The sequence below is a fragment of the Actinokineospora auranticolor genome, assembly GCF_041897805.1.
Classification (GTDB): Bacteria; Actinomycetota; Actinomycetes; order Mycobacteriales; family Pseudonocardiaceae; genus Actinokineospora; species Actinokineospora auranticolor.
This window is the reverse complement of the sequence record NZ_CP154825.1, coordinates 3027579-3045282: the sequence shown is the minus strand read 5'-3', so window position 1 is coordinate 3045282 and position 17704 is coordinate 3027579. Positions and strand designations below refer to the sequence as shown.

14 protein-coding genes are annotated in these 17704 nt (G+C 72.6%); 5 read left to right on the top strand and 9 right to left on the bottom strand.

Translation table 11 applies throughout. The annotated features are described in order from the left end of the window. Window positions 1-8: 8 nt before the first annotated feature. The 3 genes from eccD to V5P93_RS13905 are packed head-to-tail and all read right to left on the bottom strand — an operon-like array spanning window position 9 to window position 2554. On the bottom strand, window positions 9-1391 hold the full coding sequence (eccD, locus tag V5P93_RS13915) for a type VII secretion integral membrane protein EccD (RefSeq protein WP_104475805.1): 1383 nt from the start codon (window positions 1389-1391) through the stop codon (window positions 9-11). 57 nt (window positions 1392-1448) lie between these two features. Then, complete coding sequence (locus tag V5P93_RS13910; protein ID WP_245930904.1) at window positions 1449-1892, bottom strand: deaminase; 444 nt, start codon at window positions 1890-1892, stop codon at window positions 1449-1451. Next, the gene (locus V5P93_RS13905; protein ID WP_245930902.1) at window positions 1889-2554 is read right to left on the bottom strand and encodes a dihydrofolate reductase family protein; all 666 of its coding nucleotides are present in this window, start codon (window positions 2552-2554) and stop codon (window positions 1889-1891) included. Before V5P93_RS13905 ends, V5P93_RS13910 begins: the two co-directional genes overlap by 4 nt. Window positions 2555-3309: 755 nt before the next feature. On the opposite strand from V5P93_RS13905, the gene eccCa reads away from it, so the two are divergent. The 4 genes from eccCa to V5P93_RS13885 all read left to right on the top strand — a co-directional run bounded on the left by eccCa (window position 3310) and on the right by V5P93_RS13885 (window position 9685). Continuing rightward, a complete protein-coding gene (gene eccCa, locus V5P93_RS13900; protein WP_104475803.1) occupies window positions 3310-7254 on the top strand; it encodes a type VII secretion protein EccCa in 3945 nt (1314 codons plus the stop codon). Next, window positions 7251-8366 carry a S8 family serine peptidase gene (locus tag V5P93_RS13895; protein WP_104475801.1) on the top strand — a complete coding sequence of 372 codons (1116 nt, stop codon included), beginning with the start codon at window positions 7251-7253 and terminating at the stop codon, window positions 8364-8366. Before eccCa ends, V5P93_RS13895 begins: the two co-directional genes overlap by 4 nt. Window positions 8367-8511: 145 nt before the next feature. After that, window positions 8512-9030 (top strand): sigma-70 family RNA polymerase sigma factor, encoded by a 519-nt coding sequence (locus tag V5P93_RS13890; protein WP_104475799.1) that lies wholly within the window; start codon window positions 8512-8514, stop codon window positions 9028-9030. Between the two features lie 202 nt (window positions 9031-9232). Then, window positions 9233-9685: a hypothetical protein gene (locus tag V5P93_RS13885; RefSeq protein ID WP_104475797.1), complete on the top strand. Its 453-nt coding sequence runs from the start codon at window positions 9233-9235 to the stop codon at window positions 9683-9685. Between the two features lie 22 nt (window positions 9686-9707). On the opposite strand, the gene V5P93_RS13880 is transcribed toward V5P93_RS13885, so the two are convergent. From V5P93_RS13880 to V5P93_RS13860, 5 genes are all read right to left on the bottom strand, one after another. After that, window positions 9708-10523, bottom strand: a complete 816-nt coding sequence (locus V5P93_RS13880) for a hypothetical protein (RefSeq protein ID WP_146107865.1) — start codon at window positions 10521-10523, stop codon at window positions 9708-9710. Window positions 10524-10545: 22 nt separating this feature from the next. Beyond that, on the bottom strand, window positions 10546-11238 hold the full coding sequence (locus tag V5P93_RS13875; RefSeq protein ID WP_104475793.1) for a DUF2306 domain-containing protein: 693 nt from the start codon (window positions 11236-11238) through the stop codon (window positions 10546-10548). A gap of 184 nt (window positions 11239-11422) precedes the next feature. Then, on the bottom strand, window positions 11423-13816 hold the full coding sequence (locus V5P93_RS13870) for an immune inhibitor A domain-containing protein (RefSeq protein WP_245930900.1): 2394 nt from the start codon (window positions 13814-13816) through the stop codon (window positions 11423-11425). Window positions 13817-14134: 318 nt separating this feature from the next. Then, window positions 14135-14554: an ester cyclase gene (locus V5P93_RS13865; RefSeq protein ID WP_104475791.1), complete on the bottom strand. Its 420-nt coding sequence runs from the start codon at window positions 14552-14554 to the stop codon at window positions 14135-14137. Window positions 14555-14618: 64 nt separating this feature from the next. After that, window positions 14619-14813: a sigma factor-like helix-turn-helix DNA-binding protein gene (locus V5P93_RS13860; RefSeq protein ID WP_245930898.1), complete on the bottom strand. Its 195-nt coding sequence runs from the start codon at window positions 14811-14813 to the stop codon at window positions 14619-14621. A 242-nt stretch (window positions 14814-15055) separates the two neighbouring features. On the opposite strand from V5P93_RS13860, the gene V5P93_RS13855 reads away from it, so the two are divergent. Further along, the gene (locus V5P93_RS13855; RefSeq protein ID WP_104475787.1) at window positions 15056-16015 is read left to right on the top strand and encodes a small ribosomal subunit Rsm22 family protein; all 960 of its coding nucleotides are present in this window, start codon (window positions 15056-15058) and stop codon (window positions 16013-16015) included. Between the two features lie 57 nt (window positions 16016-16072). On the opposite strand, the gene V5P93_RS13850 is transcribed toward V5P93_RS13855, so the two are convergent. Then, a complete protein-coding gene (locus V5P93_RS13850; RefSeq protein ID WP_181043240.1) occupies window positions 16073-17689 on the bottom strand; it encodes a methyl-accepting chemotaxis protein in 1617 nt (538 codons plus the stop codon). Window positions 17690-17704 lie beyond the last annotated feature (15 nt).

Genomic DNA, 17704 nt, shown 5'->3' with positions numbered 1-17704 from the left:
CAACGGTTTCAGAGCCAGTTCGCGACGAGTCGCGTGTAGACGTCGAGCACCGAGAGGGCGAGCGGGATCACGGCGAGCGCGGTCGCCCAGTGCAGCAGGTCACCCCAGCGGCCCCAGCGCGGCACGAGTTTGCGGCCGGGCAACAGGTGGGCGGCGGCCAGTGCGAGACCGACGCCGACGACTACGGCGGCGAGCAGGAGCGGTCGCAGCGGCGGGTCGGCGTCGCCTAGCCCGGCGACCAGCAGCGTCGTGAGGCCGGCGAACGCGGGCAGCAGGGCGGCCAGCCGGTGGCGGACCGCGGTGAGTTCCCTGGCGTGCAACAACATCAGGACCGCCGTCACGGCGGTGAGGGTCTTGGCGTCCCACCTGGGGTTGACCGCGAGGATGGCCAGGGTGGCGGCGCAGACCGCGCCGAGGGCGACGAAGAACGCCGTGAGGTACGCGTCGGCGCGGTTGGCGCGGTCGACGACCTCGGCGCTGGGCCTCGGGTCGAGGTCCTGCTGGAACTCGGCCGCGCTGGTCGGCACCTGGTCGACGCCGAGCCCCGCGAGCCGCGCGGACACCAGCGGCGCGACCCGGACCAGGCACAGCGCGACCACCAGGGCGATCGACGCGGCGGCGGCCCCGCCGAGCCCGAACCCGACGGCGGCGCCCGCGCCCGCGGTGGCCAGCACCGCGGCGAGGGCGGCGGCGGTGAAGGGCGCGTCCGATCCGCCGACCGCCACCCGCGCGGCAGCGGCGGCGACCGCGGCGGCACCCGCCGCGGCCAGGATTCCCGGTCCGGTGAACGGGTGGTCGGCGGCGGGGACCGCCAGACCGGCGAGCGCGGCCGACGCGATCCCGGCGGTGGCCAGCACCAACGCGGCCGGTCGGTCGCCGAGCCCGCGCGAGGCGGCCGCGGCGGCGAGCAGCAGGACGGCGGCGAGCGATCCGGCGGACAGGACCATCATGGTGCCGGTGAGCCCGGCCGCGAGCACGGCGGTCGCGGCGAGCAAACCCATGACCGCCAGGAGAACGCGGCGGCCGAGCGCGGGCCGCCACCGGTCGTCGCGGGCGGTGAGTCCGGTGTGGACACCGTCGACCAGGTCGTCGAAGTCGACCAGCGGCAGCAGGGCGTCGCGGGGCCGCAGGTGCAGCAGGTCGCCGTCGTAGAGGCCGAGGGCGGCGGTGCCCTGGTCCTCGTCGAGCGGCTGTTCACCCAGCCGCTGCAACACCCAGCCGCCGTGCGCGAGGCCGGTGGTGGCCAGCGCCGGGTCGAGGTGCCCCAGCACGGTGGGCATCAGGTCGGTGAGCGGGACGTGGGCGGGCACGGCGAGTTCCACACGCGACGCGGGCCCGCAGATCGTGAGCCTGCACATCTCGCCGGACCCCGCGGTTGCGGTGGTGGCCATGCCCAGGACACGGGCGCCGGGCGGCCGGGGGTTCAGACCGGTTCGGTGAACACTGGATTACGCGCCGTCGAGCAGGTGGCGGTTGGGTTCCCGGGCGAGGTCGGCGAGGTCGGGCAGCTCGACGACCTCGATGCCGGCGGCGGTGAGGAGTTCGTAGCCCTCCCCGTCGACGAACAGCGTCGGCTCCCGCCAGGCGATGACGACCCGGCCGATCCCCGCGTCGAGGATGATCCGGGTGCAGGTGCGCGGCCGCGACTTGCGCTCGGAGCAGGGTTCGAGGGTGCTGTAGAGGGTAGCCCCGGACAGGTCGCGCGGCACCGGCTTGGCGAGCGCGGATTCCTCGGCGTGCACGACGGGGTCGGTCTCGCGGGAGTACCCGGTCGCCAGGGGCGTGCCGTCGGCGCCGACGAGGACGGCCCCGACGGAGAAGGCCCCGTCGGCGGGCGGGCAGTGGTGGGCGAGGCGGATGGCCTCGCGCATCCAGCGCTCGTCCTGGTTCACGAGGTCTCCTTGGGGAAGTAGCGCAGCAGGACGACGTCACCGATTCGCGTTGCGTCCACCAGCCGCATGCGGTGTCGGGGGAAGTCGCCGTCGCCGAGGAAGCGGGGCGCGCCGGTCTGCCCGACCACGACCGGGGCGATGACGAGGTGGAGTTCGTCGACCAGTCCGGCTTGGAGGAAGGCGGTGTGGATCCGCTGCCCACCCTCGACCATCAACCGCCGCACCCCGCGTCGGCCTAGGTCGTCGAGGAGGGCGCCGAAGTCGATCGTGGCGCCGAGGGAGACCGTGTCGATGTCCAGCCGTCGGGCGACCGCGGCCCCGGCGTCGGTGGTGTAGAGGACCTTGCCGTCGCCGTGGTGGAAGAAGTTCAGCCCCGGATCCAGCTCCCCCGACCCGGACACGACCACCTTGAGCGGGTACGCGGACCGCCCCCGGGCCACCCGCTGGGCCCTCAACTCCGGATCATTGACCAACAACCGGGGATTGTCCCGGCGAACGGTCTCCCCACCCACCAGGATCGCGTCGACCCCGGCCCGCTCCCGGTCGACCCGGGCGAAGTCATCGGCGTTGGAGAGCAGGAGGCGCTGGTCGGTGCGGTCGTCGATGTAGCCGTCGACGCTGACCGCCACACTCGCCAGCACATAGGGACGCACGCCGCTCACCTCCACCTCCTATCCAACCCCACCGCACCACAGGGACGAGCCCAGGTCCATTTACCGGCGGGTACCGACAGCACCCGCGACATTGATCTTGGCTACGGACAACAGGGGCAGCGGGCAACGGTCCGCCCGCGTGGCCGTTGCCAACGCTCCGCCGCCTCGCCTGGACCCACGCCTCAGCCGCCGCCCGCGCGCCCGCCATGCTCCGGGGCGACTTGGCCATGCCTGGTCCATCCCAGATCCGCCGTCCGCGCGCCCGCCGCACCCCGCGACCTAGCCATTCCGGACCCACCCCGAAACCGCCGCAGAATCCCAGCCCCCCACCTGACGCAACGCGCCCCTGCCCTACGCCTTGATTGGGTGGACTTGCTTTGCGTGGGGGGACGAGCCTGCCAAGCTTGCCTGCGGGTGGGGTGGCTTGCCATCCCCACCGCTTTTGCCCCACCGCAGGTCCGTAGGGGCCCCGCGCAAAGCAAGTTCGCCCAATCGAGGCCGCCCGTCTTTTCCGCGAACAGCCGGACCGATCAACCCAGCCACGACCCCAACCGGCACCCCGCAGACCACAAGATGATCAACGCACGCCTCCGGCCCCCACCATCCATCCTAGCCAGGGGGACCGACAGAACCGGAAGATCAACAGCGAGCCTGTGGACAGCAGTGACCGGTTCAGGTGACAAGCCCGCGGCGAGATCGGGTGAACTTCCGCGGGGGTGCCGCCCGTGTAGGGGGCGTCGGCACCGAGTCAGGGAGTCCAGGCGATGAGCACCACGCTGTTCCGCAGGCAGGCCAGGGAAAAGCCGCCCGAGATGCCGGGTGGGGAGTTGTCGCTCCAGGAGCCTCCGGTGTTGCCCGAGACCGTGGGGGGTGGCATGGGTGGGACGCTCATGTACCTGCCCATGGCCATCGGTGGTGGGGCGGCCATGTTGTTCTTCATGGGGCCGCAGAACCCGCAGATGGCGTTCATGATGGCCGGGATGATGGGGCTGATGGGCGTCATGATGGTCGTCTCCCAGCTCGGCCGGGGTGGGGCCGACCGCAGGCAGCGGCTCCGGGGTGAGCGGCGGGACTACCTGCGGTACCTCGCGGGCACCCGGGTCCAGGTGCGGGCCGTGGCCGACCGGCAGCGGACCGCGCTGCGCTGGCGGCACCCGGAGCCCGCCGCGCTCTGGTCGGTCGCCATGACCGGCAGGCTGTGGGAGCGCCGGGCCGCGCACGCCGACTTCGCCGAGGTCCGCATCGGCGTCGGCCCGCAGCGCCTGGCCATGACCATGACCCCGCTCAACACCAAGCCGGTGGCCGACCTCGAACCGCTCTCCGCCCGCGCGCTGCGCCGGTTCACCAACGCCTACACCACGATCGCCGACCAGCCCACCGCCCTGTTCCTCCGCGGTTTCGCCCAGGTCCGCTACCGGGGCGACGACGACACCATCCGCGCCTCGGTCCGCGCCCTGATCGCCCAGCTCGTCACGTTCCACTCCCCCGAGGACCTGCGGATCGCCGTCTGCGCGACCCCCGACCGGCTCCCCGACTGGGACTGGGTCAAGTGGCTCCCCCACGCCCAGCACCCCGTCGAGCAGGACGGCGCGGGCCAGGTCCGGCTGCTCACCGACGGCGTCGACGCCCTCACCGAACTCCTCGCCGCCGAGTTGGCCGACCGCGCCCGGTTCGAGGCCGCCGCGACCCCCAGCCGCGAGGAGCCGTACGTCGTGGTGGTCCTCGACGGCACGACCGTGCCCGCCGAGTCCCGGCTCGCCGCCGCCGGCTACCGCAACACCGTCGTCCTCGACGTCTCCGGCGCCCTCGACGGCGCGGCGGGCCGTTCCCGCCTGCGCCTGGAGGTCACCTCGACCGAGCTGCACACCGTCCGCACGGACCGCACCGGCCAGGAGGTCCGCACCCACCTCGGCCGCCCCGACACGCTCAGCGTCGCGCGCGCCGGTTCGCTGGCCCGGGTCGTCTCCCCGTACCGCATCAACTCCACCGGTGACGTCGCCGAACCGATGGTCGCCGACTTCGACCTGCCCCGCCTGCTCGGTGTGTCCGATTTGGACTTGTACACCCCGAAGTCGCTGTGGCGCACCGGCATGGGCTCGGACCGGTTCCGCATCCCGCTGGGCATCGCGGAGGACGGCTCGTCCGTCGACCTGGACATCAAGGAGTCCGCGCAGGGCGGCATGGGCCCGCACGGCCTGCTCATCGGCGCCACCGGCTCGGGCAAGTCCGAGCTGCTGCGCACCCTCGTGCTCGGCCTGGCCATGACGCACAGCTCGGAGATCCTCAACTTCGTCCTCGTCGACTTCAAGGGCGGCGCCACCTTCCTCGGCCTCGACCGCCTCCCCCACACCTCCGCGGTGATCACCAACCTGGCCGACGAGGCCCCGCTGGTCACCCGCATGCAGGACTCCCTGCACGGCGAGATGGTGCGCCGCCAGGAGCTGCTGCGCGCGGCGGGCAACTACTCCTCCTTGCTGGACTATGAACGCGCGCGCCAGGCCGGTGCCGCGCTCGACCCGCTGCCGACCCTGTTCCTCATCGTCGACGAGTTCAGCGAGCTGCTGGCCGCCAACCCGGACTTCGCCGAGCTGTTCGTCATGATCGGCCGCCTCGGCCGCTCACTCGGCGTCCACCTCCTGCTTGCCTCGCAACGCATCGACGACGGCCGCATGCACAAACTCGAGTCCCACCTCTCCTACCGCATCGGCCTGCGCACCTTCTCCGCCATGGAAAGCCGCTCCGTCATCGGCGTCCCCGACGCCTACCAACTGCCCAGCGCACCCGGCAACGGCTACCTCCGCAGCGACGTCGCGACCCTGGTGCGGTTCAAGGCGGCCTATGTCTCCTGCCGCTACCAGCGCCGCACGCGGGAGCAGCGGCAGGAGGAGGTCCGCCGCCAGGTCGTGGCCTTCGGCGCGGGCCGCCTGCCCGCCGAGGCCGCGTCGGTCGCCGAGGTCGGGGCGCCGGTGGCCGAGGAGCACGTGGACACCGTGCTGGACGTGGCCGTGGACAAGCTGCTGGGCCAGGGTCCGCCCGCGCACCAGGTGTGGCTGCCGCCGCTGGACACCCCACCGCCACTGGACCAGTTGCTGCCGCCGCTGGTGCCGCACCCCGAGCTGGGCCTGACCCCGGCGGACTGGCCCGGCCGCGGCTGCCTGACCGTGCCGGTGGGGGTGGTGGACAAGCCGTTCGAGCAGGTCCGCGACCTGCACATGGTGGACCTGTCCGGGTCCGGCGGGCACGTCGGCATCGCGGGCGGCACCCAGTCCGGCAAGAGCACCCTGCTGCGCACGGTGATCACCGGGCTGGCGCTGACCCACACCCCGGCCGAGGTGCAGTTCTACTGCCTGGACTTCGGCGGCGGCACGCTCTCGGTGCTGGAGGGCCTGCCGCACGTCGGCGGGGTCTGCGGGCGGTTGCAGCCGGAGCGGGTCGGCCGCACGATCGCCGAGGTCAAGGCGGTGCTGGCGGAGCGGGAGAAGGTGTTCGCCGAGCACGGTGTGGAGAGCATGGCCGCCTACCGGGCGCGCCGCGCGGCGGGCGAGTTCCCCGACGACCCGCACGGCGACGTGTTCCTCGTCGTCGACGGCTGGGGTTCGCTGCGCGCCGACTTCGAGCAGCACGACCAGGCGATCCGCCAGCTCACCGTGCGCGGCCTGGCCTACGGCGTGCACCTGCTGCTGACCACGGGCCGCTGGTCGGACGTGCACAGCGCGCTGCGCGACCAGCTCGGCACCCGGTTGGAGCTGCGGCTGGGCGACGCGATCGACTCGGTGATCGACATGCGCAAGGCGGGCCAGGTGCCGCGCCTGCCCGGCCGCGGTCTCACGGCGGACAAGCTGCACTTCCTGGCCGCCATCCCCCGCGCGGACGGCCGGTCCGCGCTGGACGACCTGGCGGAGGCGACGCGCGAGCTGGCCCGCGCGGTCGGCGAGTCGTGGACGGGTCCGGTGGCGCCGCCGGTGCGCACGCTGCCCTCGACGCTGCCGGTGGCCGAGCTGCCCGCGCCGGAGGGCCGGATGCGGATCGCGCTGGGCGCGGGCGAGCTGGACCTCAAACCGGTGTGGCACGACTTCGCGACGCGCCCGCACCTGACCGTGGTCGGCGACGCGGCCAGCGGCAAGACGGCCGTGCTGCGCCTGATCACGACCGCGATCCCCAAGGTCTACGGCCCGGACGAGGCGAAGGTGCTGCTGGTGGACCCGCGCCGGTCGCTGCTGGAGTCGGTCCCGGAGGCGTACCGGCACGGCGTGGCGGTGTCGTCGGGCCCGGCGGCGGAGCTGGTGCGGCCGCTGGCCGCCGAGCTGAAGGCCCGGGTGCCGGGGCCGGACATCGCGCCGAGCAGGCTGCGGGACCGGGACTGGTGGACCGGGCCGGAGTACTTCGTGGTCGTCGACGACTACGACCTGGTGCACAACGGCGCGGGCGGTCCGCTCGACTCGCTCGTCGAGCTGCTGCCGCAGGCCGCGGACATCGGGTTGCACGTGCTCCTCTCGCGCGCCGCCGCCGGGTCGGGCCGGATGTCGATGGACTCGGTGGTCCGCAGGCTCCAGGAGTCCAACACCCCGGACCTGGCGCTTTCCATGCCGCCCAACGAGATGCCGCTGCTCAACGGGCAGCGCGGGCGCCAGCTGCCGCCCGGGCGGGCCATGCTCGTCACCCGCCGCGACTCCAGCCTCCTGCAGATCGCGTGGACGGAGGAGGCATGAGGTCCCTGGTCGCCGTAGTGGTCCTCAGTGGACTTCTGCTGCCGACGCCCGCCCTGGCGCAGCAGGGCGGGCAGTGCGCGCCGCCGGAGGCGACCGCGGCGCGGGAGCGGGGGTGGGCGCAGCAGCGGATGGGCGCCGAGCGGGTGTGGCCGATCACGAAGGGCGCGGTGCTCGTCGCGGTGGTCGACACCGGCGTCAGCGCGGCGGCGCCCGCGTTGGCGGGGGCGGTGGACGGCGGTGTCGACCTGACCGGGGCCGCGTCGGCCACCGTGGACTGCTCCGGGCACGGCACGTTCCTCGCCGGGCTCATCGCCGCGCGCCCCAGGGACAAGACGCCGTTCACCGGTGTCGCGCCCGCCGCCCGGGTCGTGCCGGTGCGGATCACCGACGACCCGAACCGGGTGGACGCGGCGCTGCTGGCGGGCGGGATCCGGGCGGCGGTGGCGAGCGGGGCGCGGGTCGTGGCGGTGGGAGTCACCACCGCGGTCGACGCGCCGGAGCTGCGGTCGGCGGTGGCGCTGGCCCGCGAGCGGGACGTGGTCGTGATCGCGCCCGCCGCGGTCCGGCAGCCGAAGCAGCGCGCGTACCCGGGCTCGCTCGACGGGGTCGTGGCGGTGGCGCCCGTCGGCCCGAACGGTCCGGTGCAGGCGACGCTCGGCGCGGAGCCGACCCTGGCCGCGCCCGCCGACCAGTTGGTCGGCATCGGGCCGTCGGGGCCGGGGCACCGGGTGGCGACCGGTCCCGAGTTGGGTGTCGCCTTCGTCGCGGGCGCCGCCGCGCTGGTGCGCGACCAGTACCCGGAGCTGTCCGCCGCCGAGGTCGTGCGGCGCCTCGCCGAGACCGCGGACCGGCCGTCCGGTCCCAGTCCCAATCCGTTGGTGGGCAACGGGATCGTCGACCCGGTGGCCGCCGTGACCACCGTGGTGACCGCGGGCGGTCCGGTCGCGGCGCGGCCGGAGCGGATGGTGGTGCCGTTGCCCGCGGTGGAGGACCGGGGGCCTGCGACGACGGCCCTGTGGTTCGTCGCGGGCCTGGCCGGGGCGACCGCTGTCGCGGGCGCGGCGGCGGCCGTCGTGGCCCGCGCGCGCCGCCGCCGCTGGCACGCGGGCTGAGGCCGGGTAGGGGTATCCCCACCCCGGGGCGGGGCGCACCCTCCGCGAAGACGCGGGCCCGCACCCCGCGGTCCGGGGGGCATACCCAGCGATTTCGCCGGTGGAACGCGGGAATCTGGTGGCACACCGACAAGGGAGCACCGAGATGACCGTCACCGCCACCGGGGAGACCGTCGACTTCGACACCATCGTCGCGGCGCACCGCGACGTCCTGCTCGCCCACGTCCGCGGGCTCACCCGGGACGCGCACCGGGCCGAGGACGTCGTGCAGGAGACCTGGATCCGCGCCTGGCGGCACCGCGACCGGCTGACGGAGGACCGCGGCTCGGTGCGGGCCTGGCTCCTGCGCGTCGCGCACAACATCGCCGTCGACCACCACCGCACCCGCGCCGCCCGACCCGCCGAGGTCGCGCTGCCCGAGGCCGACCCGACCAGCGCCCCGGCCCGGGTCGACGAGGTGATCGACCGGGTGGTCGTCGACGCCGCCCTGGACGCCCTCCCCGAACCGCACCGCCGCACGGTTGTCGAGGTGTACTTGGCCGACCGCACCGCCGCGGCCGCCGCCGAGGCGCTGCGCATCCCGGTCGGCACGGTGAAGAGCAGGCTCCACTACGCCCTGCGCGCCCTGCGCGACAACGCCCCGCACCTCACCGACGCGGCGTGATCCGCCCCGCACGGCAAACCGCCCCAATGCCCCGAACCGCGCGGATGTCCGTCCACTTCGCACCTCAAGAGGAATTCCGGGCACCACCCGGCACCGCGTGATCTCGTTGCGTTGCCTCGACGATCTCGCCTTGGCGACCACTCCCCCGCCGCCGTTCCCGCGTGTATCGTCCGCGACGATCACCCCACGGAAGGGAGTCGGCATGGCGGGCAGGGGAAAGCGGCTCGGGCAGGCGGTACTCGCGGTCGCGCTCGGCGCGGCCGGGATCGCGGTCGTCCCGGCGGGCACGGCGTGGGCCTGCGGCGGCACGCAGTCCAGCGGAACCGTCGGCGACGACGTGGCGGCCGCGAGCTACTCGATCACCGTCGAGCGCTGCGGCGACGGCCAGGCGCAGGTCACCGGGACGGTCTACGACAAGGGCTGCGACAGCCGCTCCGCCAAGGTGCAGGTCACCGTGCAGGACTACCGGGGCTCCGGGAACTACGTGACGCTGTGGACGAAGTCCGCGACGGCGACCAACGGCTGCGGCACCAACGCCACCTACAGCCTGACCGGCCCGAGCGCCGGAAGCGTCGGCGGCTACGTCAAGGTCGAGACCTGGGCCTACAACACCTGGGGCTCCAGCACCCACCGCACGTTCGGCTACTCGTACTGACACCGCGCCGGGACACCACGGCCTAACCCGCCGGGTCCTCCTCGCCCCGGTACCCGCCCGCCGCCAAGACCTCGGCGGCGGCGGTGACCGAGGCGGCGATGGCGTCGAGGTCGGACGGGCGCGGGGCGGCGCCCCGGCCGTCGGCGGGCAGGGCCTGGCCAGCGAGCCGTTCCCGCAGCTCCGCGACCCTGCGGTCGCGGGCCCGTTCGGCTTCGACCGCGGCGATCTCCGCGTCGGACGCGGCGACCGCGCGGGCCACGTCGGCCATCCGGTCGGCGATCTCCGCCGCGGCGGCCTCCACCGCGGCCAGCTCGGCCCGCCGCAGGTCGGCGGTTTCCCGCAGCTCCGCGAAACCCTCCGCCTCCCGCACCGCCGCGCGCAGGTCGGCGGTGTCGCGCAGCGACCGCAGCGCCTGCCAGGTGACCTGGTGCGCGGTCGCCAGCGTCGCCTCGTCCACCCACCCGGCGACGACGGTGCGGCTGGCGAACAGGCTCGCCATCGACAGCACGAGCTGGTGCCCGGTCTCGCGCACCCCGTCCGGCAGGTCCGCGAACTCGTCCGAGCCGACCGCGGCGGGTGGCGGGTCGGCCGCCACCCGCCGCCGGGCCAGCCAGGTCAGCGCGAAGAACGACGCGCCGAGCAGCAGCGGGGCCATGGCCAGCAGGGCCGCGTGGTTGACGGCCGCGAGGAACATCAGGACCGCGGTGACCAGCACCACCGGCACCCCTATGACGAGGTCCAGCCCGATAAGCCGGTGGTGCCAACCGCTCAACGACCGGGACGGCTCGGTGACCACCCACCGACCCGCCGCGCCGTCGACCGCGACCGGATTCCGCACGCCCACCCCCCAGCAGGAGCTGTCAGGCCGCCGACTCTACCGGCGCGCCCCGCGGCGCGCGGCGCTTCTTGCGCAGCAGCACCCACTCGACGACCAGCAGCGGCACGGTCCACCCCAGCCAGGACGACAGCCCGCCGATGGCCTGGAACATGGCCAGCTCGCTGCCGCCGAAGGTGGTGTCCAGCTGCGGCTCGAACAGCAGCACCAGCAGCGGCGACCAGATCCGGTTGGTGATGGTGGAGAAGGTCAGCGCGAAGCTGCGGATCATCCACTCGCGGTGCGCGCGGAAGTCGCGCTGCCGGGCCTTGCGGTAGCCGATGACGGTGCTGGTGAACCAGAGCGTGACGAGCACGACGTGGCTGAACCGGGCGACCGGGCCGAACGGCGAGGTGATCCCGACGAGCAACCCGGCGGTCGCGGCGGGCAGCACCCCGCCGAAGACGTACACGCGCCCCAGTTTGCGGTGCAGCGCCAGGTGCCGGTTGCGGAACCACGGCCAGCACTGGAGGAACCCGGTGATCATCGCGATGAGGCCGAAGCCGATGTGTGCGACGAGCGCGGGGTAGTGCCACGAGGTGGTGGCGGGGACCCGCGACATGTCGGGCCGCAGGCCGAGGTACGGGGGTAGGGCGTAGACCAGGAACGCGATGATCGCGGCGGCCACCGGCACCACCCAGGGTGCTCGTTTGGTGGCCTGCGACAACGTCTGTGGCATCTCGGAACTCCTTGCGTGGGCTGGTTTCGCACCACCAACGCTAGGCATCCGGTGATCTTGCCTCCATGCGGAACGCACCCGGGCCGGTGGTGGGGTCAACCCCACCACCGGCCCGGTGTCCTCTGTGGAACGGCAGCGGCGGTATGCCCCACCACCGCTGCCGTCCGTCAGGCGACGCGACTCGCTACTTGGTCTTGGTCGCGAAGACCCGGATCTGCAGCGAGGTGCCCTCCTGCTTCAGCACCTTGATGCTGACGCCGGCGTTCGGCAGCTTGACGCCCGCGCTCGGCTGCGCGGCGCTCCAGTACGACTTGCTGTCGTCGAAGAGCGGCTGCGCGGCGGTACCGCGGATGTAGCTGGCCCGACCGCCCGCGTACAGGGTGAACGAGTCCGACTTCTCCAGCGAGAACGGCGCGTCGTACCCGGCCACGCGGGGCCGCCACGCCTGGCCCTGCAGGTTGTAGATCGGCTCGGGGTGCGCGTCGACCACCGACAGCAGGGCCTCACCCGGGTGCACCGACGTGTTGTTGTCGGGCTGGGAGGTGTCCCAGTACGTGACCAGCAGGCCGTTCTGGTACGGGAACCGGGTGGCGAAGTTCGGCCGGTCCGGGAAGCCGTAGTCGTACGGGCCGGGCTGCAGGTACTTGTCGTAGCCCACATAGGTGCGGTTGCTCGCGACGTAGAAGTTGTCGAACGTCGCGGTCTCCGTGCCGGTGGTGGTGCGGAAGCCCGCCGCGGTCCAGCCGTTGTCGCCGTTCTCGGCGCCGTCGGTGAACAGCGGGGTGCCGTCGGCGACCACCGAGATCTCGTCGGCGAAGAAGCCGTTGAGCGCCAGGCCACCGTCGGTGCGGTAGCGGAAGCGGATCTTGGCGTTCTTGCCCGCCAGCGAGGTCAGCGGGACCGACACGTCGGCCCACTGGTTGTTGGTGGTGCCCGCGATGGCCGGGGTGCCCAGCGCGTCGCGGATGAACGGCTTGCCGTTCGCGACACCGTCGAGGGCGGTCCAGTTCGCGCCGCCGTCGGTGGACGCCTCCACGAACAGGAAGTCGCAGTCGCAGTCCTCGATGTCGTAGCGGGCCTTGAGCTTGAGCTCCGCCGCCGACTTGCCGGTCAGGTCCACGGTGCGGGTGAGCGTGTTGGCGAGGTTGTCGCCGCGGTCGCTCCACCACATCCGCTGCCCCGCGAAGGGCGGGCCGTAGACGGTGGACTTCTGCTTGTCCGGCAGGACCACCACGACGGCCTGGGCCTTGTCGGTGTTGTACGCGGCCGGACCGAGGTCCAGCTTCTTGTCCTGGCCCGCGACCACGGTCTCGTAGTCCAGCCAGCCCAGTTGCAGCTTGTCCCACGCCGACAGGTCGTTGGCGCGCAGACCGATGGGCTCGTCCGCGCTGGACACGCGGCTCTGCGCCATCAGCGACCACCAGTTGATGCCGTTCTCCTGCGCACCGCCGGGGCCGACGGTGTCGTAGTTGTCCGGCAGGCCGAGGTCGTGGCCGTACTCGTGGGCGAACACGCCCAGGCCGCCGTTCTCCGGCTGCATGGTGTAGTCGCCGACCCACAGACCGGTGTTGCCGATCTGCACGCCGCCGAGCTTGTTGCCCGCCGGGCCGGTGGTGTTGCTGGAGAAGGCGTACCAGCGGTGCGCCCAGATCGCGTCCTCGCCCTGCGCCGGGTCGGCGTCGGACTGGTCACCACCCGCGTGCACGATCTGGAAGTGGTCGAGGTAGCCGTCCGGCTCGTTGAAGTCGCCGTCGCCGTCGTAGTCGTAGCGGTCCCACTGGTCGTAGGAGGCGAGGTCGGCCTTGATGGAGGCGTCGCTCGCGCCCTGCGCCTTGCGGTCGGCGACCCACTGGTCCAGCGCGTCCTGCACGAGGAACCAGGAGTTGCCGCAGATCTTGCCGGGGCACGGGTAGCCGTCGGAACGGCCGTAGCGCGCCTCGTTGTAGCGGACCTTGACCCAGTCGGTGACCTGGCCGTCGACCGAGTACCGACCGGAGGAGGCCTTCTCGTAGAAGGTCTTCACCGACTCGACCTTGGGGTCGGCCGAGAAGTAGAGGTCCTGGTAGTGCTTCTGCGAGTAGTCCGCCTGCCAGATCGTCTTGTTGTCCACGGCCCGGTTGGGCTTGGTGATCTGGTTGTGGCGGGGACCGTCGAAGCGAGCCGGACCGGGGGTGGTGGGGCTGGTGTCGCGGTCGGGGAAGTCCGGGTGGCGCTCATCGCCGAACTCGGCGAGCACCACGAAGATCTTGTCGGTCTTCTCCCGGGCGAGCTCGACGTACTGGTCGACGCCCTTGGTGTTGCGGCCCTTGGCGGCGGGCTTGTTGCCCACCTTGACCACGGTGCTGGCGCCGCGCTTCTCCGCGCGGGCCTCCCCGGACAGGACCTGGGCCAGACCTTCCTGGCGCAGTGCCCGGCGCTTCTGCTCCAGCGGCGCGACCACCTCATCGGAGTGCTCGGCAGCGGCCGACGGAGCCTGCGGCGCGGCCATCGGAGCCGCGGTGGCGGACGAGCTGACCATCACCGCCCCGGTGCCGACCGCCGTCGCCGCGGCGATAGCCACGACCAGTCTTCGGCGCACTAATTCCTCCTGATTCGTACCAGTCGGCTCCTGGTGAAGCCTGGCGAAACAGTAGAGGAGAATCCGGTTATCTCAGATCACGGGCTGATTACAACGGCCATTTCGGCCATCACATTCAACTATAGGACGAGGTGATGAACCGAACGGCGCAAGGCCACATTGGACCAGCCGGGCCAGGGCAGATGCCCGGGGATCGTGGCCCCTATTTGCTCAATTCGTTATTCACAGAATTGAGTTACATATGGGAACGGCCCGGATGTCCGCTTCTGGGACGTAATCCGGGCCGTGTCGGTTGCGTGGACTGCCGGGTGACGTGGGTTATTCGCCGACCACGAGTTCGCCGGAGATCTGGCGGCCGATCGCGGCCATGTCGAAGTAGTCGCGCTCGGCGGTGATCAGCCCGTCGCGGGCCTCGATGACGTGGCAGGCGACGCTGACCACGCGCCTGCCGGTGGCGGGCAGGTCGCCCAGCGGGCCGAGGTGGGTGCCGACGCAGCGCACCTCGACGAAGGACGTGCCGCCGTCGGCGCTGGGGTGGAAGTCCCGGTAGTGGAAGACGACGTCCGGGAAGGCGGCGTGCAGGTACGCCATGACGCCCACCGGGGTGTCGGTGTCGTCGAAGGTGGTTCCGGTGACGTCGGTGTAGCGGTACTCGGGGTGGTAGAGGGCGCGCATGCCCTCCCAGTCGTAGCGGTCGATGGTCGCCCAGTGCCGCCGGTGGATCTCCGCCGCGTTCATAGCCGGGCAGGCTAGGCCGCGCCTCGCGGCCCGCCAGGACGCGCGCCGGGCGGCCCCGCGAAGATCACTCGACCGAGTCGTCCTCGGCGTCGCGCCTGCGCCGCTTGAGGTGCGCCCGCAACGCCTCCAGCGCGCGGTGCTGCGTGACCCGCACGGCCTGGGGCGACATCGACAGCTCGACGGCGACCTCCTCGGCCGTGCGCCCGTCGACGACCCGCAGGCGCAGGACGTGCCGCTGTAGGGGGCTGAGGGTCGACATGGGGTCGACCGCCCCGCGCCGGGGCTCAGGTATGAGCCCCCGACCGTCCGACGTCCTGGGCATCCGCATACCCAGTGGACGCGCGACCCACACGCCTCATGACGGCACTCACGGAAGAAAAATTCCCAACTAACCTAAGATTCCCACTAGTTCGACCGAGAGTGACACCCGGTCACCCACCGCGTCCGCTCCGCCGGTCCCGCCCACGGGGTGCGGCGAGGTGGCGGGCATGATGGCCGGTTGTGGGCGATCTGGGTGACGCGCTGGCGGACGAGGTGTCGGGGTTTCCCCCGGCGCGGCTCGGCGAGGTGGTTCGGGGGCTGATCGAGCGGTACCGCACCGGGGTCGACCCGAGGTCGGTGGTGCTCGATTCCGAGGTGGCCGCCGTGGCGTACGCGGCGTACCGGATGCCCGCGACGCACGCCGCGCTCGGGGCGGTGTTCGACGTCGTGTCCGGGCTCGCGCCCGGGTTCGAGCCCGCGTCCATGGTCGACGTCGGCGGTGGGACCGGGGCGGCGGTGTGGGCGGCGCTGGCGGCGTGGGGGTCGTTGCGGGAGGTGACCGTGATCGACCAGTCCGCGCAAGCACTGGCGCTGGGGAAGCGCTTGGCCGGGCGGGGCGGGCTGCGCGGGGTCCAGTGGCGGCGGGCGGGCATCGGGGAGGTGCCGCCCGCGGACGTCGTCACGATGTCCTACGTGCTCAACGAGCTGACCGAGCGGGCGCGGGCGGACGCGGTGGCCGCCCTGGCGCGGGCCGGTGGGCTGGTGGTCGTGGTGGAACCGGGGACACCCGCCGGGTACGAGCGGGTGCTGGCGGCGCGCGATGTGCTGGTGGCGGCCGGGCTGCGGGTCGTGGCGCCTTGTCCGCACAGCGGCGCCTGCCCGATCCCGACCGGGCAGGACTGGTGCCACTTCACCGCGCGGCTGAACCGGAGCGCGGTGCACCGCAAGATCAAGGACGCGACGCTCGGCTTCGAGGACGAGAAGTTCTCCTACGTCGCCGCCGCGCGCGCCGACTGGGCGCCCGCGCCGGGGCGGGTGGTGCGGCACCCGGTCAAGCGGAAGGGGCTCGTGTCGCTGCGGGTCTGCGGCGCGGATGGCGCGCTCGCGGACGTGACCGTCACCAAGCGCACGCCGGAGTCGTACCGGGACGCGCGGGACGTGGCGTGGGGCGACGCGTGGACCGGGAACGGGTCCCCCTGAAACGCCGACCGGCGGACCACCCTGAGAGGGTGATCCGCCGGGAAGCAAGGGGACGGGTCAGATCTTGAACTTGGCGACCAGCTCGCGCAGGTGGGCCGAGAGCTTCTCCAGGTCGACGGCGGCCTGGCGGCTCTCGTCGATCTCGTTCGCCGCGGTGTTGGTGGCGTCGGCGACGTGGGAGATGCTGCCCGCGATCTCGGTGCTGCCGGACGCGGCCTGGGCGATGTTGCGGCCCATCTCCGCGGTGGTCGCGGTCTGCTCCTCGACCGCGGACGCGATCACCAGCTGGTAGTCGTTGATCTTGGCGATGATCGAGCTGATCTCGCCGATCGTGCCGACCGCCTGCGCGGTGTCGGACTGGATGGCCTCGACCTTGCGGACGATGTCCTCGGTCGCCTTCGCGGTCTCCTGCGCCAGCTCCTTGACCTCGCTCGCCACGACGGCGAACCCGCGGCCCGCCTCACCGGCGCGGGCGGCCTCGATGGTGGCGTTGAGCGCCAGCAGGTTGGTCTGCTCGGCGATCTCGGTGATGACCTTGACGACGTTGCCGATCTGCGCCGAGGAGTCGCCCAGCTTGGCGACCACGTCGGTGGTGGAGGCGGCGACCTCGACGGCGTGCGAGGCCACGGTGGCGCCCTCGTTGGCCGAGTGCGCGATCTCCTTGATCGACGAGCCCAGCTCGTCGGCGCCGGTGGCCACGGTCTGCAGGTTCAGCGAGACCCGGTCGGCCGCGGACGCGACCTGGGTGGCCTGGGTGTTGGCGCCGCTGGTGTTGGTCAGCAGCCGGTCGGAGACCTGCACCAGCCGGTTGGAGTCGGCCTGCAGGGTCTCGGCGGTGTTGGCCAGCGCCGACACCGCGTCGCCGAAGTTCTCCCGGGCCTGGTTGAACGCGGTGCCCAGCTGGGCGACCTCGTCCTTGCCGCGGACCTCGGCGGCCCGGCTCAGGTCACCGGCGGCCATGGCCTGGGCCACGCCGGTGATCTGGCGCAGCGGGCGCACGATGCGACCGGAGACGACCAGCGCCAGCAGGATCGCGCCCGCCAGGCCGACGATCATCGCGATGAGCACGGTGGTCCAGGCGGCGGTGTAGGCGGACTCGCCCTCGGCGGAGGCCTTCTCGGCGCTGGTCTTCTCGATCACGGCCAGCTCGGTGATGCCCTTGTCGATGTTCATCACCAGGGTGTTGAACTCGTTCATGTCGCTGATCGGGGTGTAGCCCGCGGGCACCGGGTCGCCGTAGCTGATGTCCCGCTCGGTGCGGAACTTCTTCTGGTCGGCCAGCAGCTGCGCCGCGCGCTCGCGGCCCGACTGCTCGGTGGTGTGGGCCAGGTACGCGGTGATCGCGGCGTCGCTGGCGGCGTCCGCGGTGTGCTGCCCGTCGCGGGCGCGCTTCTGCCCCTCGGGCGAGTTGTCGACGTACCACATGACGGCCCAGTGGTTGACGTCTCCCTGCGCGCCGCGGATGTCGCCGAGGTCGCTCAGCGCGGCCGCGTTGCCGGTGGCCACGGTCTTCAGGCGCTCGTCCAACCGCGACATCTGGATCATGGCGACGATGCCGATCACGACGGCCACCAGGACCACCGACGTCAACGAGCCCAGGATCTTCGCGCGGATCCCCCAACTGCCGAACCGCGCACCTGAGGCACGCGATGCCTTGACTTCTGACGCGTTCACCGCAGCCATCGTTTA

Bases quoted from the DNA above. Each gene is read 5' to 3' on its own strand.
- V5P93_RS13860 (WP_245930898.1), bottom strand. From the start codon at position 14,813: ATGTCGACCCTCAGCCCCCTACAGCGGCACGTCCTGCGCCTGCGGGTC.
- V5P93_RS13895 (WP_104475801.1), top strand. From the start codon at position 7,251: ATGAGGTCCCTGGTCGCCGTAGTGGTCCTCAGTGGACTTCTGCTGCCG.
- eccCa (WP_104475803.1), top strand. From the start codon at position 3,310: ATGAGCACCACGCTGTTCCGCAGGCAGGCCAGGGAAAAGCCGCCCGAG.
- V5P93_RS13890 (WP_104475799.1), top strand. From the start codon at position 8,512: ATGACCGTCACCGCCACCGGGGAGACCGTCGACTTCGACACCATCGTC.
- V5P93_RS13865 (WP_104475791.1), bottom strand. From the start codon at position 14,554: ATGAACGCGGCGGAGATCCACCGGCGGCACTGGGCGACCATCGACCGC.
- eccD (WP_104475805.1), bottom strand. From the start codon at position 1,391: ATGGCCACCACCGCAACCGCGGGGTCCGGCGAGATGTGCAGGCTCACG.
- V5P93_RS13885 (WP_104475797.1), top strand. From the start codon at position 9,233: ATGGCGGGCAGGGGAAAGCGGCTCGGGCAGGCGGTACTCGCGGTCGCG.
- V5P93_RS13875 (WP_104475793.1), bottom strand. From the start codon at position 11,238: ATGCCACAGACGTTGTCGCAGGCCACCAAACGAGCACCCTGGGTGGTG.